At 73.2% G+C, this 14,660-nt stretch carries 15 protein-coding genes; 14 read left to right on the top strand and 1 reads right to left on the bottom strand.

The features are described 5' to 3' along the window. Positions 1-140: 140 nt before the first annotated feature. The 13 genes from mpaB (at position 141) to ACFYM0_RS27795 (ending at position 11,658) form a co-directional block, all read left to right on the top strand. Positions 141-1,223 carry a daptide biosynthesis RiPP recognition protein gene (gene mpaB, locus ACFYM0_RS27855; protein WP_388506096.1) on the top strand — a complete coding sequence of 361 codons (1,083 nt, stop codon included), beginning with the start codon at positions 141-143 and terminating at the stop codon, positions 1,221-1,223. After that, complete coding sequence (gene mpaM, locus ACFYM0_RS27850) at positions 1,223-2,050, top strand: daptide-type RiPP biosynthesis methyltransferase (protein ID WP_388506095.1); 828 nt, start codon at positions 1,223-1,225, stop codon at positions 2,048-2,050. The genes mpaB and mpaM overlap by 1 nt, the downstream gene beginning before the upstream one ends. After that, positions 2,050-3,354, top strand: a complete 1,305-nt coding sequence (gene mpaD, locus ACFYM0_RS27845; RefSeq protein WP_388506094.1) for a daptide-type RiPP biosynthesis aminotransferase — start codon at positions 2,050-2,052, stop codon at positions 3,352-3,354. Before mpaM ends, mpaD begins: the two co-directional genes overlap by 1 nt. Further along, complete coding sequence (gene mpaC / locus ACFYM0_RS27840) at positions 3,351-4,556, top strand: daptide-type RiPP biosynthesis dehydogenase (protein ID WP_388506092.1); 1,206 nt, start codon at positions 3,351-3,353, stop codon at positions 4,554-4,556. The genes mpaD and mpaC overlap by 4 nt, the downstream gene beginning before the upstream one ends. An 82-nt stretch (positions 4,557-4,638) precedes the next feature. After that, positions 4,639-4,788, top strand: coding sequence for a daptide-type RiPP (locus ACFYM0_RS27835; protein WP_250744243.1), 150 nt, complete (start codon positions 4,639-4,641; stop codon positions 4,786-4,788). A gap of 67 nt (positions 4,789-4,855) precedes the next feature. Next, positions 4,856-5,002: a daptide-type RiPP gene (locus ACFYM0_RS27830; RefSeq protein ID WP_243336478.1), complete on the top strand. Its 147-nt coding sequence runs from the start codon at positions 4,856-4,858 to the stop codon at positions 5,000-5,002. 59 nt (positions 5,003-5,061) lie between these two features. Then, positions 5,062-5,211: a daptide-type RiPP gene (locus ACFYM0_RS27825; RefSeq protein ID WP_250744242.1), complete on the top strand. Its 150-nt coding sequence runs from the start codon at positions 5,062-5,064 to the stop codon at positions 5,209-5,211. A gap of 55 nt (positions 5,212-5,266) precedes the next feature. Beyond that, complete coding sequence (locus ACFYM0_RS27820; protein ID WP_327257905.1) at positions 5,267-5,416, top strand: daptide-type RiPP; 150 nt, start codon at positions 5,267-5,269, stop codon at positions 5,414-5,416. Positions 5,417-5,600: 184 nt separating this feature from the next. After that, positions 5,601-6,395, top strand: a complete 795-nt coding sequence (locus tag ACFYM0_RS27815; protein WP_388506089.1) for an ABC transporter ATP-binding protein — start codon at positions 5,601-5,603, stop codon at positions 6,393-6,395. Further along, positions 6,388-7,128 (top strand): ABC transporter permease, encoded by a 741-nt coding sequence (locus ACFYM0_RS27810; protein WP_388506087.1) that lies wholly within the window; start codon positions 6,388-6,390, stop codon positions 7,126-7,128. The genes ACFYM0_RS27815 and ACFYM0_RS27810 overlap by 8 nt, the downstream gene beginning before the upstream one ends. A gap of 93 nt (positions 7,129-7,221) precedes the next feature. Then, a complete protein-coding gene (gene mpaP / locus ACFYM0_RS27805; protein WP_388506086.1) occupies positions 7,222-8,865 on the top strand; it encodes a daptide biosynthesis intramembrane metalloprotease in 1,644 nt (547 codons plus the stop codon). Positions 8,866-8,897: 32 nt separating this feature from the next. After that, complete coding sequence (gene lanKC, locus ACFYM0_RS27800; RefSeq protein WP_388506084.1) at positions 8,898-11,378, top strand: class III lanthionine synthetase LanKC; 2,481 nt, start codon at positions 8,898-8,900, stop codon at positions 11,376-11,378. 31 nt (positions 11,379-11,409) lie between these two features. Beyond that, positions 11,410-11,658 carry a hypothetical protein gene (locus ACFYM0_RS27795; RefSeq protein ID WP_388506083.1) on the top strand — a complete coding sequence of 83 codons (249 nt, stop codon included), beginning with the start codon at positions 11,410-11,412 and terminating at the stop codon, positions 11,656-11,658. Between the two features lie 80 nt (positions 11,659-11,738). On the opposite strand, the gene ACFYM0_RS27790 is transcribed toward ACFYM0_RS27795, so the two are convergent. Continuing rightward, positions 11,739-13,688: a trypsin-like serine protease gene (locus ACFYM0_RS27790; RefSeq protein ID WP_388506081.1), complete on the bottom strand. Its 1,950-nt coding sequence runs from the start codon at positions 13,686-13,688 to the stop codon at positions 11,739-11,741. A 100-nt stretch (positions 13,689-13,788) separates the two neighbouring features. Between ACFYM0_RS27790 and ACFYM0_RS27785 the strand changes: the two genes are divergently transcribed. Then, entirely contained in the window at positions 13,789-14,655 is an 867-nt protein-coding gene (locus ACFYM0_RS27785) for a hypothetical protein (protein ID WP_388506080.1), read from the top strand. Positions 14,656-14,660 lie beyond the last annotated feature (5 nt).

Here is a 14,660-nt window from a genome sequence, read left to right as displayed (position 1 = left end):
GGGCCCCGCGCCCGCAGCTCCGTAGCTCCGGCGCCCCTGCCCGCCCGTAACCCGCTCAGGCTTCCGGCCGCCCGGCCGATCCCCTTCCTCCGCGTCATCAGGCGCCCGCGTCCACCCACGCACTCACGTTAGGCATGTTCATGACACTCACTTCCGTCAAGGCCCACGCCTTGCAGTGGGGCACCGGACGCCCCCTGGCCGCACTCGCCCCCCGCCCGCCGTTCACCGCGACGGTCGTCCTGGAGGACGCCGCCCACCTCGACGCCCTGCTCGGCAGTGGAGTGGCCGGCCCCGGCACCGTCGTCCTGGTCCCCGGGGACGAACCGACCGCCGAGCCCGAGCCGCACGAGGCCACCGGCGCCCAGGTCATCGTCTGGCAGGGCTCCCTGGGCGAACCCGGCGCGGAGGCCGGCCTGCACCCCGACTTCTACCTCCAGGTCCAGGCCTACTCGATCACGCCCTACCTCTCCGTCCTCGGGCCCACCCTGGTCCGCATCGTCGAGGAAGCCGACTTCCAGGCCTTCCTGGAAGACGCCGACCGGGCCCTGAACGACGGCGAGTTCTCCGCCTTCCTGACCCACCCCTCGGTCCAGCTCGCCGACCTCGGAGCGCTCGGCGGCAACGGCGACGGCGACGGCCCGGCCCTGCGCCTCTACGTCGATGCCGAAGGCGCCGTCAGCGTCGCCCCCGGCGCCGCACCCCTCGGCCCCGTCGGCACCCCCGCCGCCGAACTGCACCGGGCCTGGGAGGACTCCACCGGCGCCCTGGCCGGCGTGCTCGACGAGGACCTGCGCCGCGAGCGGCTCGCCGCCCGCCCCTGGATCTCCCGCTACCTGGCCGCCGTCGGCGCCATCCGCGAAGCCGTCACCCGAGGCCTGGAACAGCCCCGCGTCTCCGGCTTCGGCGGGCGCCTCGTCCCCGCCCTCGCCGCCCACGCCGCCCCCCAGGACACCTCCGGCGACACTCCGGTGCTGCTCTTCAACGCCGAACAGGCCCTGATCCACCACCCCGGGGACCGCCGCACCATCGCCCTCTCCCTCGACGCCGCCCAGGCCGCCGAAGCCCTCCTCGTCACCGGCACCGCCCGGGCCGCCGCCGACTACGCCGACCCGGCCACCGTCGACGCCGTCGCCGCCTACTTCTCCGGCATCGGACTGCCCCTCACCGAGTCCGCCGCCCCCCGCACCGCCACCCCCGACGCCGCGGAAGGAGCGACCCGCTGATGGGCGCCATGCTGCTCAGCCCCGCCGCCGCGGGCACCGGCCTCACCGGCCGCGCCGCCGAGGCCGTCGCCGAACTCGGAGACCGGGCCGTCCTGTGCGACCTCTACGACGAGGCCGGCGCCCCCGTCTACCACGACATCGCCGGCACCACCCCGCACGAGGTCCGCGAACTCCTCACCACCCTGCGCCGCATCCCCGGCCCGGTCCTCGACCTGGCCGCCGGCTCCGGCCGGCTGACCTTCCCCTTCCTGGCCCTCGGCCGCGAGGTCACCGCCCTCGAACTCTCCGGCCACATGATCGGACTGCTCCGGGACCGGCTCGCCGCCACCCCGGCCTCCCTCCAGGGCCGCTGCACCCCCGTCCAGGCCGACATGAGCGACTTCTCGCTCGGCCGCCGCTTCGGCGCCGTCGTCCTCGGCACCACCTCCATCTCCCTCCTCCCGCCGGAGGCCCGCCCCGGCCTCTACCGGTGCGTACGGGAACACCTGGCGCCCGGCGGCAGGTTCCTGCTCACCACCGTCGAGGTGGACGCCGCCGACGACGGGAGCGACGAGAGCGAGATCCTCGCCCCCGGCGAGATCACCGGCCGCTCCTACCGGATGATCGAACAGTGGACCTCGGGCAACAGCTCCCGCACGGTCACCGTCATCCCCGCGGACCCGCCGGCCCAAGGCCCCGTCCACGTCGCCACCACCACCATCGGCGTGATGCCCGCACCCCTGCTGGTCGCCGAACTCGAAGCCGCCGGCTTCGCCATCCGCTCCACCACGCCCATCCCCGGCGGCGGCCGCCACCACGACGTCCTCCTGGAAGCCGAGGCCCTGTGATGACCACCGCCCTGCCCACCCTGACCGGACAGGACGAGGCTCCCGACCACGGCCACCCGGCCCTGTGGACCTCCCTGCTCCCGCCCTCCGCCCACGGCGACGACGGCATCTGCGCCGTCTCCGCCGAGGGGATGTACGTACGGTTCGCCGACGGCAGCGAACTCCTCGACGGCGACTCCGGCCTGTGGAACGCCAACCTCGGCCACGGAAACCGGCACATCGCCGAGGCCTGCCACCAGGCCCTGCTCAAGGCCTCGTACCTGAGCGTCTTCCGCTACGAACACCCCTACGCCCGGCAGGCCGCCGAGGCCCTGGTGGAACTCTGCGGAGCCGACCACTTCGCCCGCGTCCTCTTCTCCACCTCCGGCGGCGCGGCCAACGACCTGGTCATGAAGACCGCCCGGCACTACCACGCCCTGCGCGGCGCCGAGAAGCGCAAGATCATCGTGGGGCTGCGCGGCAGCTACCACGGCCTGACCTTCGGCGGCTTCGCCCTCACCGGCGAGAACCTCGGCCAGCAGGTCTACGGGGTCGACCAGCGCCTGGTGCGCCACGTCACCCCCAACGACCCCGCCGACATCGAGAAGCTGATGCGAGCCCAGGGCTCCCAGATCGCCGCCGTCGTCGTCGAACCCGTCCTCGGCAGCGGCGCCGTCCCCCTCACCGACGAGTACCTCCAGACCCTCTTCCGGCTCCGCGAGGAACACGGCTTCCTGCTCGCCGCCGACGAGGTGGCCACCGGATTCGGCCGCACCGGATCGATGTTCGCCTCCCAGCGGTGGAGCGAACGCCCCGACCTGCTGGTCACCTCCAAGGGCCTGACCAACGGCACCTGCGCGGCCGCCGCCGTCATCGTCTCCCGGACGATCGCCGACGCCTTCCGCGAAGCCGACGCCACCTTGACCCACGGCGAAACCCAGGCCGGCACCCCCGTCACCTGCGCCGCGATCATCGCCACCATCGAGGAGATGCGCCGCCTCGACGCCGTCTCCCGGGGCCGGCGCGCCGCCGAGACCCTCGGCGCCCACCTGGACCGGCTCGTCGCCGAACACCCCCTCTTCGACTCCCACGACGGCCGCGGCCTCTTCCGCTCCCTGCGGATCGTCACGGCCGGCGGCGAACCCCTCCCGCAGGCCCGGGTCCTCGCCCAGATCACCGCCATCCGGGCGGCGGGCGCCATCGTCCACGCCGGCGTCCACGGCATCCAGATCATGCCGCCGCTCACCGCGACGGACGCCGAGATCGACGCCCTCATGGAAGCCGTCCGCCGCGGAGTCGAAAACTTCTCCGGAGGACTGCGGTGAACATCGCCTGGTCCGGATCCACCCGGCTGCTCATCGGCCCCGAAGGGCTCAGCGACTGGCTGGCGGACTTCGACGACGCCCACCCGGCAGGGGGGAGCCGTCCCGTCACCGCCCTGCTCCTCGACCCGGCCGTCGCGAACTCCCGCATCACCGCCCTGGTGACCGCGGAACTGGACCGGGCGGGACACACCACCCACACCATCGTCCCCGATGGAGACGGAGGCCCGGACGAGATCCTCGCCCTGGCCGCCGCAACCGCCGGCGCCGGACTCGTCGCCGTCATCGGCGGCGGCGCCCTCCTCGACCGGGCCAAGCTCCTGTCCGTGGCCCACGGGGACGAGCGGGCCCGCGCGGCCCTGCGCACCACCGGCCGCAGCGGACTGCTCACCCTGGACCCGCGCACCCGCCGCACCCGTCCGCTGCTCGCGGTACCCACCACGGTCGGCACCGGATCCGAACTCAGCCGGGTCGCCTGCCTGCCGCACAACAGCGGCAAACGGCTCGTCATGGGCGACGCCCTCGCCCCCGACGCGGCCCTGCTGGACCCGGCCGCCACCGAGACCCTGCCCGGCGAGCTGTTGATCGAAGGAGCCCTCGAGGCGGTCTTCCGCACCGTCGGCCCCTACGTCGGCAACCTGACCGACCGAGCCGTCGAGGACGCCCTCGCCCAGACCGCCGCCACCCAGCTGGTCCGCCTCGGCGGAGCACTGGCCCGGCAACTGGCCGACGGACAGGCCCCCGACGCCACGCTCCGCACCGACCTGGCCCGGCTGAGCGGACTGACCCAGTCCACCTGGCTCTGCTACGGCAGGGACCTGTTCAGCACCGAGGGCTGGATGATCGCCAACGAACTCTCCAGCGCCCTGGGCATCCGCAAGATGACCGCCGTCGCGGCCATCCTGCCGGCCCTGTGGCGGGCCGTCCTCGCCGGCGACACCCGGCTCGGCTCCGCCGCCCGCCTGCGGGGGATCTGGGAACTGCTCCGCTCGGCCGACAGCAGCGGCGACCCGCTGCCCGCCGAGCCGGTGGCAGGCATCAGCGCCCTGATGAACCGCTGGGGCATCGCCCGCGACATCGCCGTCACCCCGCAGCTGCTCGACGCGGTGGCCCGCAGGACCGTACGGGCCTGGGGCGCCGGCCTCCCGATGCTCGGCGGACTGCGCGCGGCCGACGTCAACGCCCTGCTCAGCGAAGCGGCCTGAACTCCCGCTCCGCACCCACAGACTTCCGCGCCGGCTTGGCGCGGGGACCGCACCACCTCGCTTCCCACGAAAGGAAACCGTCATGGACAACACGTTCGAGAACGTTGCCGCCGCCGATGTGAACCACCTGGAGCTCGGTCTGCAGGAGCTCGAGGTCATGGAGGCCCCGGGCTGGTGGACGACCGGTGGCGTCGTCGTCGGCATCTCCCTCGTCTCGGTGGTCATGACCTGATCCGACCCGGATCAGCTCCACCCGCTTCACCCCCGTCGCACACCCACTCACAGAGAAGGAGCCAGTCATGAACGAGAAGTTCGAGGCCCCCGCGGCCGACGTGAACCACCTGGAGCTCGGCCTGCAGGAGCTCGAGGTCATGGAGGCCCCGGGCTGGTGGACCACCGGCGGTGTCGTCGTCGGCATCTCCATCGTCTCCATCGTCGCCACCTGATCCACCCTCAGTACCGCGCAGCAACACCACCACCACTCGACACACGAAGGAGAACAGCCATGAGCGAGCAGATCCTCGACAACGCGGCGGTCGTCGCGCAGGACGGCCTGGAGCTGGGCCTGCAGGAGCTCGAGGTCCTCGAGGCCCCCGGCTTCTGGGAGGGCGTGTCCATCGGCATCGCCATCTCCACGGTCACCATCGCCACCTGATCCACCCTCACCACCCACGCACCACACCACCACTCGACACACGAAGGAGAACGCAATGAGCGAGCAGAAGTTCGACAACACCGCGGTCGTCGCGCAGGACGGCCTGGAGCTGGGCCTGCAGGAGCTCGAGGTCCTCGAGGCCCCCGGCTTCTGGGAGGGCGTGTCCATCGGCATCGCGATCTCCACGGTGACCATCGCCACCTGATCCGGCCGCGGCAGCAGCCCGTACGCGGCAACGTACGGACGTGGAGCCGCACTCCGGATCGATGCGGACCGGGCCCGGCCGGGAATCTCCCGGCCGGGGCCCGGCCCTCGGCCCCACCCGAAGCACCCGCAGCACCCGAAGAACCACCGCACCACCCACCCACCCCGGAAAGGACGCGGCAGCGATGAGCAGCAGCGACCCGGCCGTCTCGTTGAACGGTCTCACCAAGACGTACAAGGGCCTGCGCGCCGTCGACGCCCTGACCGTGGACATCCGTGCCGGCCGCGTCACCGGCCTGCTGGGCCGCAACGGCGCCGGCAAGACCACCACCCTGCGGATGCTGCTGGGCCTCGCCACCCCGACCGCCGGCACCGCGACCATCCTCGGCAAGCCGTACGCCGAACTCCCCGACGCGGCCCACCGCATCGGAGTCAGCATGGACGGCATGGGCGGCGTCACCGGCGCCACCGTCCGCGGCGAACTGCGCATCTGGTGCACCGTGCTGGGCCTGCCCGCCGGCCGCGCCGACCAGGTCATGGAGTACACCGGCCTCGACTACGCCGCCGACCGCCCGGTCAAGGGCTGCTCCACCGGCATGCGCCAGCGCCTGGCCCTGGCCACCGCCCTGCTCGCCGACCCGGAGATCCTCATCCTCGACGAGCCGGCCAACGGCCTCGACCCGGACGGCATCCGCTGGCTGCGCGCGACCCTGCGCACCCTGGCCCTGGGCGGCCGCACCGTCATCGTCTCCAGCCACCAGCTCGCCGAGCTCGAGCAGACCGTCGACGACGTCGTGATCATGCAGCACTCCCTGCGCTACGCCGGCACCCTCGACGACCTCACCGGCCACGGCGCGGCCCGCCTGGAGGACCGCTTCTTCGAGCTGGTCGACCCGGCCGCCACCGCCGTTCCCACGGCCGTACCCACCGCCGGCGCCACCGGCACCCGCACCCCGGAAAGGAACTACTCCCGTGCGTAACCTCATCGCCGGCGAAACCCGGAAGGCCCTGACCGGCCGCGCCTGGTGGGCCCTGCCGCTCGCGGGAGCCTGGCTGTGCCTGATCACCACCTTCGGATACGTCTCCGGAGGCGAGAAGGCCATCGCCGACGGGGCCACCTCCCTGGCCGTCGGCCAGGACGTGGCCCGTTCCTGGATGATGATGTTCCTGCTGGCGGCCGTCTTCGGCGCCGTCCACGTCACCCGGGACTACGCCTCCGGCACCATGGTGCGCTCCGCGCTCCTGGCCGGCTCCCGCTCCCGCCTCTTCGGCGCGAAGCTCGCCGTCGCCACCGCCGCCGGAGCCGCCTTCGGCCTGATCGCCGCCGCGCTCGGCGCCGTGAGCGTCTACCTCGGCCCGCTGCCCTTCGGCCTCGAGGCCGCAGCCGACGGCGAGACCGCCCTCATCCTGGTCGGCGTGTTCGCCTGCTGCACCCTGGCCGCCCCCTGGGGCGCGCTCATCGGCTGGATCGTCCGCAACCAGACCGGCGCCGTCGCCACCCTGATCGGCCTCACGCTCCTGGTGGACCCCGGGCTGCAGCGGCTGGTCCCCGAGGTCTCCAAGTACCTGCTGACCATCGCGATGAGCTCCGTCTACCGGGACGTGAAGCCCGACCTGCTGTCGCTGCCCTGGGCGTACGCGGTCATCGCCGCCTGGCTCGCCGCCGCCTTCGTCGCCGGCCGCCACCTGGTCCGCACCCGCGACATCGCGTAAGGGCGTGTCCTTCGGATCAGGCAGAACCGGTCCGTCCGGCCCCGACCCACCGGACACGTCCTCACCGCCCCCCTGAGCAGAGGTGCTTCCACCATGTCCGCCAAAACCGCCTTCGCACCCGATCTGGAGCGGCCCCGCACCGCCGACGACGTGGCCGTGCGCGAACCGCTCACCGAAGACGCCCCCTGGGTGATCCAGCGCGGGGAGCACAAGCACTTCCGTACCGGCGAGGACCTCGCCCGCCTGGTCCGCCTCCTCGACGGAAGCCGTGACCACGACCAGCTCGCCGCCGAACTCGGCTCCCCCTGGACCCCCGGCCACATCGGCCGCGCGGTCCGCAGCCTCGCCGACTCCGACCTCCTGGAAGACGGACGGCCCGTCAAGAAGCCGGCCAGGGTCCGCTTCGCGGGCCCGCTGACCATCCAGTTCACCCTGGTCAAGCCCGAGCGGATGCTGCGCCGCCTCGCCCCGCTGGTCCGACCGCTCGGCCACCGCGCCGTCCTCGGCGCGGCCGCGGCCGTCGTCCTCCTGGGCGTCCTGGCCCTCGCCGCCAGCGGGGCCACCCTCGGCGAGGCGCTCTCCCGCCCGATGCCCCTGTGGGCGTACGCCTGCGTGATGCTCGGCGTGGTCGCCACCACCGCCGTCCACGAGATGGCCCACGGAGCGGTCCTCACCCATCACGGCGGCACACCCAGCCGGATGGGCTTCATGCTCTTCTACATGTCGCCGGCGTTCTTCTGCGACGTCTCCGACGGCTGGCGGCTGCCCAGCGCCCGCCAGCGCGTCCAGGTCGCCCTCGCCGGCATCGCCATCCAGGCCGTCGCCGCCGGGACCGCCGCCCTCGCGGCCCTCGCCGTCCCCGCCGGACCGGCCCGCGAGACCCTGCTGCTGGTGGCCCTCGTCAACTACATGGTCTGCGTGGTGAACCTCCTCCCGCTGGTCAAGCTCGACGGCTACCTCGCCCTCATGAGCCACCTGGACATCTCCCACCTGCGGGAGAAGGCCATGACCGACGCCCGCCGGGCCATCGCCCGGATCGTCTTCGGGGGCCGCGGCTACCAGCGCGAACTGCCCGGCCGCGGCTGGTCCGTCCCGTACGGCATCGCCTGCCTGCTCTTCCCGCTGTACCTGGTCTCCAGCGCCCTGACCCTCTGGTCCGGGATCCTGCAGCGCCTCGGCATCGCCGGCTCCTGCATGATGGTCTGCGCGCTGGGCTACCTGCTGTGGCGCCTCGGCAAGGGCGCCGTCACCCTGGTCCGCGAAGCCGTCCAGGCAGGCGCCCGCCCCGCCCGCATCGCCGCGGCGGGAGTGCTCGCCACCGCCGGACTGGCCCTGGCCGCCGCCCTCGTACAGATCCCCGCGACCGTCTCGGCCGGCTACACCACCGAACGGGACGGCAGCCTCAGCCTCCTCGTCCCCCGGGGCGGCGGCGGCTTCGACCTCACCGAGGGCACCACGGTCACCCTGCGCCGCTCCGGCCTCTTCTCCCGGCCGCAGACGGGCACCGCCACCCTCGGCGAGCCCACCGGCCACGACGTCCTCGCCCCGGTCACCGCCATGCTCCCCGTCGCCAGTGACCGCCCCTGGCTGGAGATGAAGGCGTACCCGCTGCACCGCGTCACCGCCACCCCCGCGCCGGACGGCACGGACCGCACCGGCGTCGCCGAGGTCCAGGCGGGCCACCACCCGCTCTGGAAGTGGTTCGCCGTCTCCTACCTCGGCCCGCTGCTCCCCTGACTTCTCCCGTACGCCGCCCACGGAGGCCCGCCATGTCCCTGCGACACGTTGCCCACTGCCCGCCCGGCACCCCCTTCTACGACCGTCCGGCCGCGATCACCGGCGCCGACGCCTTCCCGGCGGCCACCGCCGAGGCCCCCGCCGGGTGGACCCGTGAGCCGATGGGGGAGTGGACCGTCCTGACCCCGCCGGGACTCGAACTCCCCGGCCAGGGCTGGAAGATCCACGTCTCGGCGACCGAGCGGACGGCCCCCGAGGTCCTCGACATCGTGAGCGCGTACTGCACCTCCCGCTCCCTGCTCTTCAAGTTCCTCACCAGCCCCTCGATGCTGATGCTGCGCAACAGCAAGTACGGGGACCGGGGCAGCAGCGGCAAGTTCATCACCCTCTACCCCCGCGACGAGGCGGAGCTGGAGACCGTACTGACCGAGCTCGACGCCCTCCTCGAAGGCCGCCCCGGACCGGCCGTCCTCAGCGACCTGCGCTGGGGCGCGGGCCCCCTGTACCTGCGCTACGGAGGCTTCAAGCTGAAGCTGGGCCCCGGCCCGAACGGCGCCCCCGTGCCCTGCATCGAGGATCCCGAAGGCAACCTCGTCCCCGACGTGCGCGGCCCCTCCTTCCGCCCGCCGGCCTGGCTGGAGCTGCCGCCGTGCGTGGTGCGGGCGCTGGCCGAACGCAGCCGCGGCGGCTCCCTCGGCGACTTTCCCTTCAAGATCACCCAGGCCCTGCACTTCTCCAACGGCGGCGGCGTCTACCGCGCCACCGACACCCGGGACGGACACGAGGTCCTGGTCAAGGAGGGCCGCCCGCACGCCGGCCTCGACGACGCCGGAGCCGACGCCGTGGAGCGGCTGCGCCGCGAGCACGACGCGCTGGCCGCCCTCGACGGACTGCCCTGGTTCCCGCGGGTCCTGGACTGGCGCCGCGGCGCCAAACACTGGTTCCTGACACGGGAGTTCGTCGACGGCAACGCCCTGACCAAGGAGACCGCCGAGCGCAACCCGATGCTCCACCCGGTCACCGCCCGCGACACCGCCATGCCCGTGGCCGAGTACACCGCCTGGGCCCTGGACGTCCTCGACCGCATCGAGGCCGCCGTCACCGCCATGCACGAACGCGGCCTGGTCTTCGGCGACCTGCACCCCAACAACGTCCTGATCCGCCCCGACGGCACCGTCGCCTTCATCGACCTGGAGACCACCCTCCCCATCGAGGGCCACACCGGCCAGGCCATCGGAGCCCCCGGATTCTGCGCCCCCGCCGGCACCACCGGCACCGCCGTCGACCGCTACGCCCTGGGCTGCCTGCGGCTGAGCCTGTTCCTGCCGCTGACCCCGGTGATGTCCTTCACCCGCCGCCGCTCCGAGGACCTCCTCGCCCAGATCGCCGCCTTCTTCCCGGTGCCCGAGGGGTACGCCGACCAGGTCCGCGCCGACCTCGGACACGCCCCGGCGCCCGCCGGCGGCCCGCTGGCCACCCCCGAGCGCATCGCCACCGGCATCCTGACCTGCGCCACCCCCGAGCGCGAAGACCGCCTCTTCCCCGGCGACGCCGACCAGTTCCTGCACGGCGACGGCGGCCTCAACATCGCCAACGGAGCCGCCGGGGTCCTGTGGGCCCTGCGCGGCGCCGGGATCACCGTCCCCGAGGCCCACCTCGACTGGCTGGCGGACGCCGCCCGCGCCGTCACCACCCCGCGGCCGGGCCTCTACGACGGACTGGCCGGCATCGCCTGCGTCCTCCACGACTTCGGGCGCACCGACGAAGCCGCCGCCCTCCTCGACCGGGCGCACGGGCTGCTGCCCACCGCCACCCTGCGCGACGGCAGCCCCGACCGCAGCCTCTCCGGCGGCATCGCGGGCCTGGGCCTGGCCCTGCTGCACCTCGGCGAGGACGCGGCCGCCCGCGAACTCGCCGCCGCCCTCGTCAACAGCCCCACCCTGGAGGAACGCCCCGGCCTGCTCCGCGGAGCCAGCGGCGAGGCCCTCTTCCTGCTCGCCGCCGGGCGTGACGACGCCGCCCGCGTGGCCCTCGTACACGACCTCGAACTGTCCCGGCAGCCGCTGCCCACCCCCTGGCACCGGGTCCAGCTCGCCCACGGCGGAGCCGGGCAGGCCATCGCCGTCCACCACTACCTCGCCGCGCACCGGGACCCGTACCTGACGGCCGTCCACGACGCGCTGCTGACCGACCTCACGTCCCAGTTCCACCCGGCCTGCGGCCTGTTCACCGGCCGGGCCGGCGCGCTCGCCGCGCTGACCTGCACGGACGACGGTTCGGCGGCCACCGCCGGGGCTCTGGCCGAACTCCGCTCCGGCCTGGAACCGTTCGCGGTGGCCCACGAGAACGACCCGGACGCCACCGGCTTCCTCGGCGACCACCTGCTGCGCCTGTCCACGGACCTGGCCACCGGCTCCGCAGGTGTCCTGGCGGCGCTGACCGCGCCGCGCACGGCCGTCCTGCCCTACCTGCCCGCCCCGGTCCCGGCGGCGCCCGTCCCGGCCGCCCGCTGAATCCCACCCCCGGCACGTTACGGAGCCCCGTATGCCCACCCACCTGACGGTCAGCATCAGCATGACCGAGGAGGCCCCCTCTTCGGCGGCCCCCGAGACCACGGCCGTACGCCTCGTGTCCTGCCTGCCCCTGTCGTGGACGGTGGTCCCCCTCTCCATGACCACCCGCTCCGCGACCCTGTCCCTGACCGCCCCGGACGACACCCCGGCCCCGGCCGTCCTCGAAGCCCTGGACACCGCGCTGTCGGCCCCGGCCTTCACCGGGTGGATCCGCGGCTGACCCGCCGCCCCCCCCGACCACCCGCAGGCCGCTCTTCCCCCACAAGCGGCCTGCGGGTGCGTATCCCCGTCCGGGCCCGGTCAGGCCCGCGGGGGGACGAGCATGCGCTCGGTGCCGAGACTGTTGGTCCGGGTGTCCTTGTACATGGTGGTCTCGCCGTCGCTCCACCGGATGACGAGGTCGTTGGTGAGGGGGTCACCGGTGTACTGACCGGTGGTCATGATCACGCTGTGGGTCCAGGTGCTGTTGGGCCCGTGGACGGGCTGCTCGGTGCCCAGGCCGCCGGTGGTGGTGCCGACGTAGTTGTTGAGAGCGCCGGTGGACCAGCGGACCATGAGGTCCCACTTCTGGTTGCCCGAGAACTGCCCGGAGGTGAGCAGGGTCGCGCCCTTCCAGGTGTCGCCGGGGTCCTTGAGCTTGTACTCCTGGCCGAGGGTGCCGGCGCCGACGTTGGTGTACAGGGTGAGCTCCCCGTCGGACCAGCGGACCATGAGGTCGGTGACGTAGGTGGTCGCGTTGAAGCGTCCGGCGGCGATCTGGGCGGCGTACTTCCAGACGGATCCGGAGGGGGCCATCTCGGTGACGGATCCCAGGCCGTTGGAGCCGACGTCGCCGTGCAGGGTCATCCGGCCGTCGTCCCAGCGGACCATGAGGTCGAACTGGTTCGAACCGGTGAAGTCGCCGGCGGTGATGGTGGCGACCGGCTTCCAGCCCGCGTTCGGTGCCGCGAGCTGCCGCTCGGGCAGGAAGCCGCCCTTCCCGTCACCCGGGAAGAGCGTCACCTCGCCGTCGGTCCAGACGACGAGCAGGCTGCTGCGGCCACTGCCGGTGAAGTCGCCGGAGGCGATCTGCTTGGCATGGGTCCACAGGTCTCCGAGACCGGGCAGCAGGGGGCTGTCCGCGGAACCCTGGTAGGGCGGCCGGGTGATGCCGCCGGGATCGCGACCGGCGTTGGCGTCGTTGTACAGGTCCTGCGCGTCCTTGCCGTAGACCGGCGCGTACGTCACCCAGGAGTCGTTGGCGTCGTTGCCGCCGCCGTAGTAGCCGCCGGTGTTCCCGACGACCTTGCCGGTGCGGTTGGCCGCGTCGTAGTCCTTGATCCAGGGGCCGCCGGACACGCCACCGTAGAAGCCCTTGCACAGCATCTGCATCTGGCGGAAGCCGCCCAGCCGGGTGGTGGGCACATCACAGCGGAAGGCCTTGTGGTCCTTGTTGACGCTGGAGGCGGACGGGTATCCGACGACGGTGACCTTGTGCTCGTAGCCGCTCCCCGGCGTGAAGGTCAGCGCCCCCGTGACGTTCTCGATGCTCCCCCGGGTGTTCGGCTCGACCAGGGCGAAGGCGAGGTCCAGGTCGGAGATGGCGGCCTTGCTGTTCGACTCGTAGCGGGGGTCTATGTAGACGCCGTTGGCCTTGACCGGGAAGATCCCGAACGGCTGGGCGCCGGGCCCTTTGCCGTGGCGGTACTGCGGCACGAAGATGGCGTGGTTCTTCGGGCCGGCCATGTCGTCCGCGCAGTGGCCCGCCGTGAGCACCATGTTCTTGCCGGCGCTGCGGACCACGCTGCCGGTGCAGGAGGTGTCGGCTTTGCCGACGTCGGATTCCTGGTAGAAGAAGGTCCCCACCATCGGCATGCCGTCGAAGTAGGTGCCGGTCGGGGTGCCGGACGGAGCGGCGGACAGGGTCCTGTTCTGCAGGCCGGCCGGTCCGCCGGTCGTACCCCGGCCCCGGGCGTCGTCGACGGGCACGGCGGCGGCCATGCGCTCGGCCGTCCAGAACGCCTCTTCGGTGCTGACCCTGGCGGAGGACGACGGCGGGGGCGGGGTGGTGCGGGGCTTCGCGGTGCCACTCGGCTTCGCGGTGGCACCGGGCTTCGGTGTGGAGCTCGGCTTCGGGGTGGTACCGGGTTTGGCGGTGGCGCCGGGTTTGGCGGTGGTGCTCGGAGGGACGGTCGCGGCGAGCGCGGGACCGCTACCCACCGCGGCCGCCATCACGCCGACAGCGAAGGCGGTGAACCATCTGGATCTCAAAGAACTTACTTTCTGTACGGGGTGACCGCGCGAAGGGCGAAATCCGAAGCGTCGGACCAGCCGGGCCACAAGATCGTCGATAGACAAGAAAAGAGACCACATGGGCAGGACGAAGATCGCCGCGGGTGGGGTCGCCGCGCTGGCGCTGCTCCTGATGCCGTCGGCGGGAACCGCGTTCGCGGTCCGGACGGCGGATCAGCCCACCCCGCTCCCGGCCGGGGCCCGGCTGTCCGCGCACCCCGGAGAGCGGCTCACGTTCACGCTCCCCGCCTCCCTGCCGGGGAAGAACGGGAACCGGGTGGTCTCCGAGATCTTCGTAGGACCCGGAACACTGAGGATGAACGATCCGGTCATCACCGCCGTGGCCACCGTGGCCTGCGACACCGCTCCGGGGGTCTACCCGGTCCGGCAGACCGGCCCCGGCGGGCCCACCGAGGGCACCCGGGGCGAGCCCTGGGTGAGCGTCGAGGTCGCGGACATCGGCGCGGCCGAGCGCGAGGCCTGCCCCGGGAAGGTCGCGGCCCTTCCCCCCGAACAGCCGGAGGAGCACTGGCCCGCCGGGCGCTCCTGGCCGCAGTCGCCCTGGGACGTACGGACCTTCCGGCCCGGCGACGAGGTGACGCCGACGGCCTCCGACGCGTCGGCGGGGTACGGCGACACCCTCACCTCGCCCGGGTTCACCGGCAAGGCCGTCATGCGCGGGGCCAAGGCGGTCGTGACGGCCGCAGCCATGATCCGCTGCGATGCAGGGCCGGGGCTGTACGAGGTCCGCTGGGCAGGCAGGGACGAGGTCTGGGCCCGCTACCGGGTGGCGGGGCCCGCCGACCCGAACCGCCCCGCATGCCGGGACCGGGCCGCCGAACCGGCCCCGGGGCGTGCACCCTGGCTCGCGGGCACGGCCGTCGCCCTGGGCGCCGCCGGCTTGGCGGCCTTCGCCGTGGCCCGACGCCGGAGGAGCCCACGATGACCGGG

The sequence above is a fragment of the Streptomyces sp. NPDC006487 genome, assembly GCF_042870555.1.
GTDB lineage: Bacteria > Actinomycetota > Actinomycetes > Streptomycetales > Streptomycetaceae > Streptomyces.
This window is presented reverse-complemented; position numbering and strand designations above follow the sequence as displayed.

Coding starts and splice junctions, on each gene's coding strand:
- mpaB (WP_388506096.1), top strand. CDS start 141: ATGACACTCACTTCCGTCAAGGCCCACGCCTTGCAGTGGGGCACCGGA.
- mpaM (WP_388506095.1), top strand. CDS start 1,223: ATGGGCGCCATGCTGCTCAGCCCCGCCGCCGCGGGCACCGGCCTCACC.
- mpaD (WP_388506094.1), top strand. CDS start 2,050: ATGACCACCGCCCTGCCCACCCTGACCGGACAGGACGAGGCTCCCGAC.
- ACFYM0_RS27835 (WP_250744243.1), top strand. CDS start 4,639: ATGGACAACACGTTCGAGAACGTTGCCGCCGCCGATGTGAACCACCTG.
- ACFYM0_RS27830 (WP_243336478.1), top strand. CDS start 4,856: ATGAACGAGAAGTTCGAGGCCCCCGCGGCCGACGTGAACCACCTGGAG.
- ACFYM0_RS27825 (WP_250744242.1), top strand. CDS start 5,062: ATGAGCGAGCAGATCCTCGACAACGCGGCGGTCGTCGCGCAGGACGGC.
- ACFYM0_RS27820 (WP_327257905.1), top strand. CDS start 5,267: ATGAGCGAGCAGAAGTTCGACAACACCGCGGTCGTCGCGCAGGACGGC.
- ACFYM0_RS27815 (WP_388506089.1), top strand. CDS start 5,601: ATGAGCAGCAGCGACCCGGCCGTCTCGTTGAACGGTCTCACCAAGACG.
- mpaP (WP_388506086.1), top strand. CDS start 7,222: ATGTCCGCCAAAACCGCCTTCGCACCCGATCTGGAGCGGCCCCGCACC.
- lanKC (WP_388506084.1), top strand. CDS start 8,898: ATGTCCCTGCGACACGTTGCCCACTGCCCGCCCGGCACCCCCTTCTAC.
- ACFYM0_RS27795 (WP_388506083.1), top strand. CDS start 11,410: ATGCCCACCCACCTGACGGTCAGCATCAGCATGACCGAGGAGGCCCCC.
- ACFYM0_RS27785 (WP_388506080.1), top strand. CDS start 13,789: ATGGGCAGGACGAAGATCGCCGCGGGTGGGGTCGCCGCGCTGGCGCTG.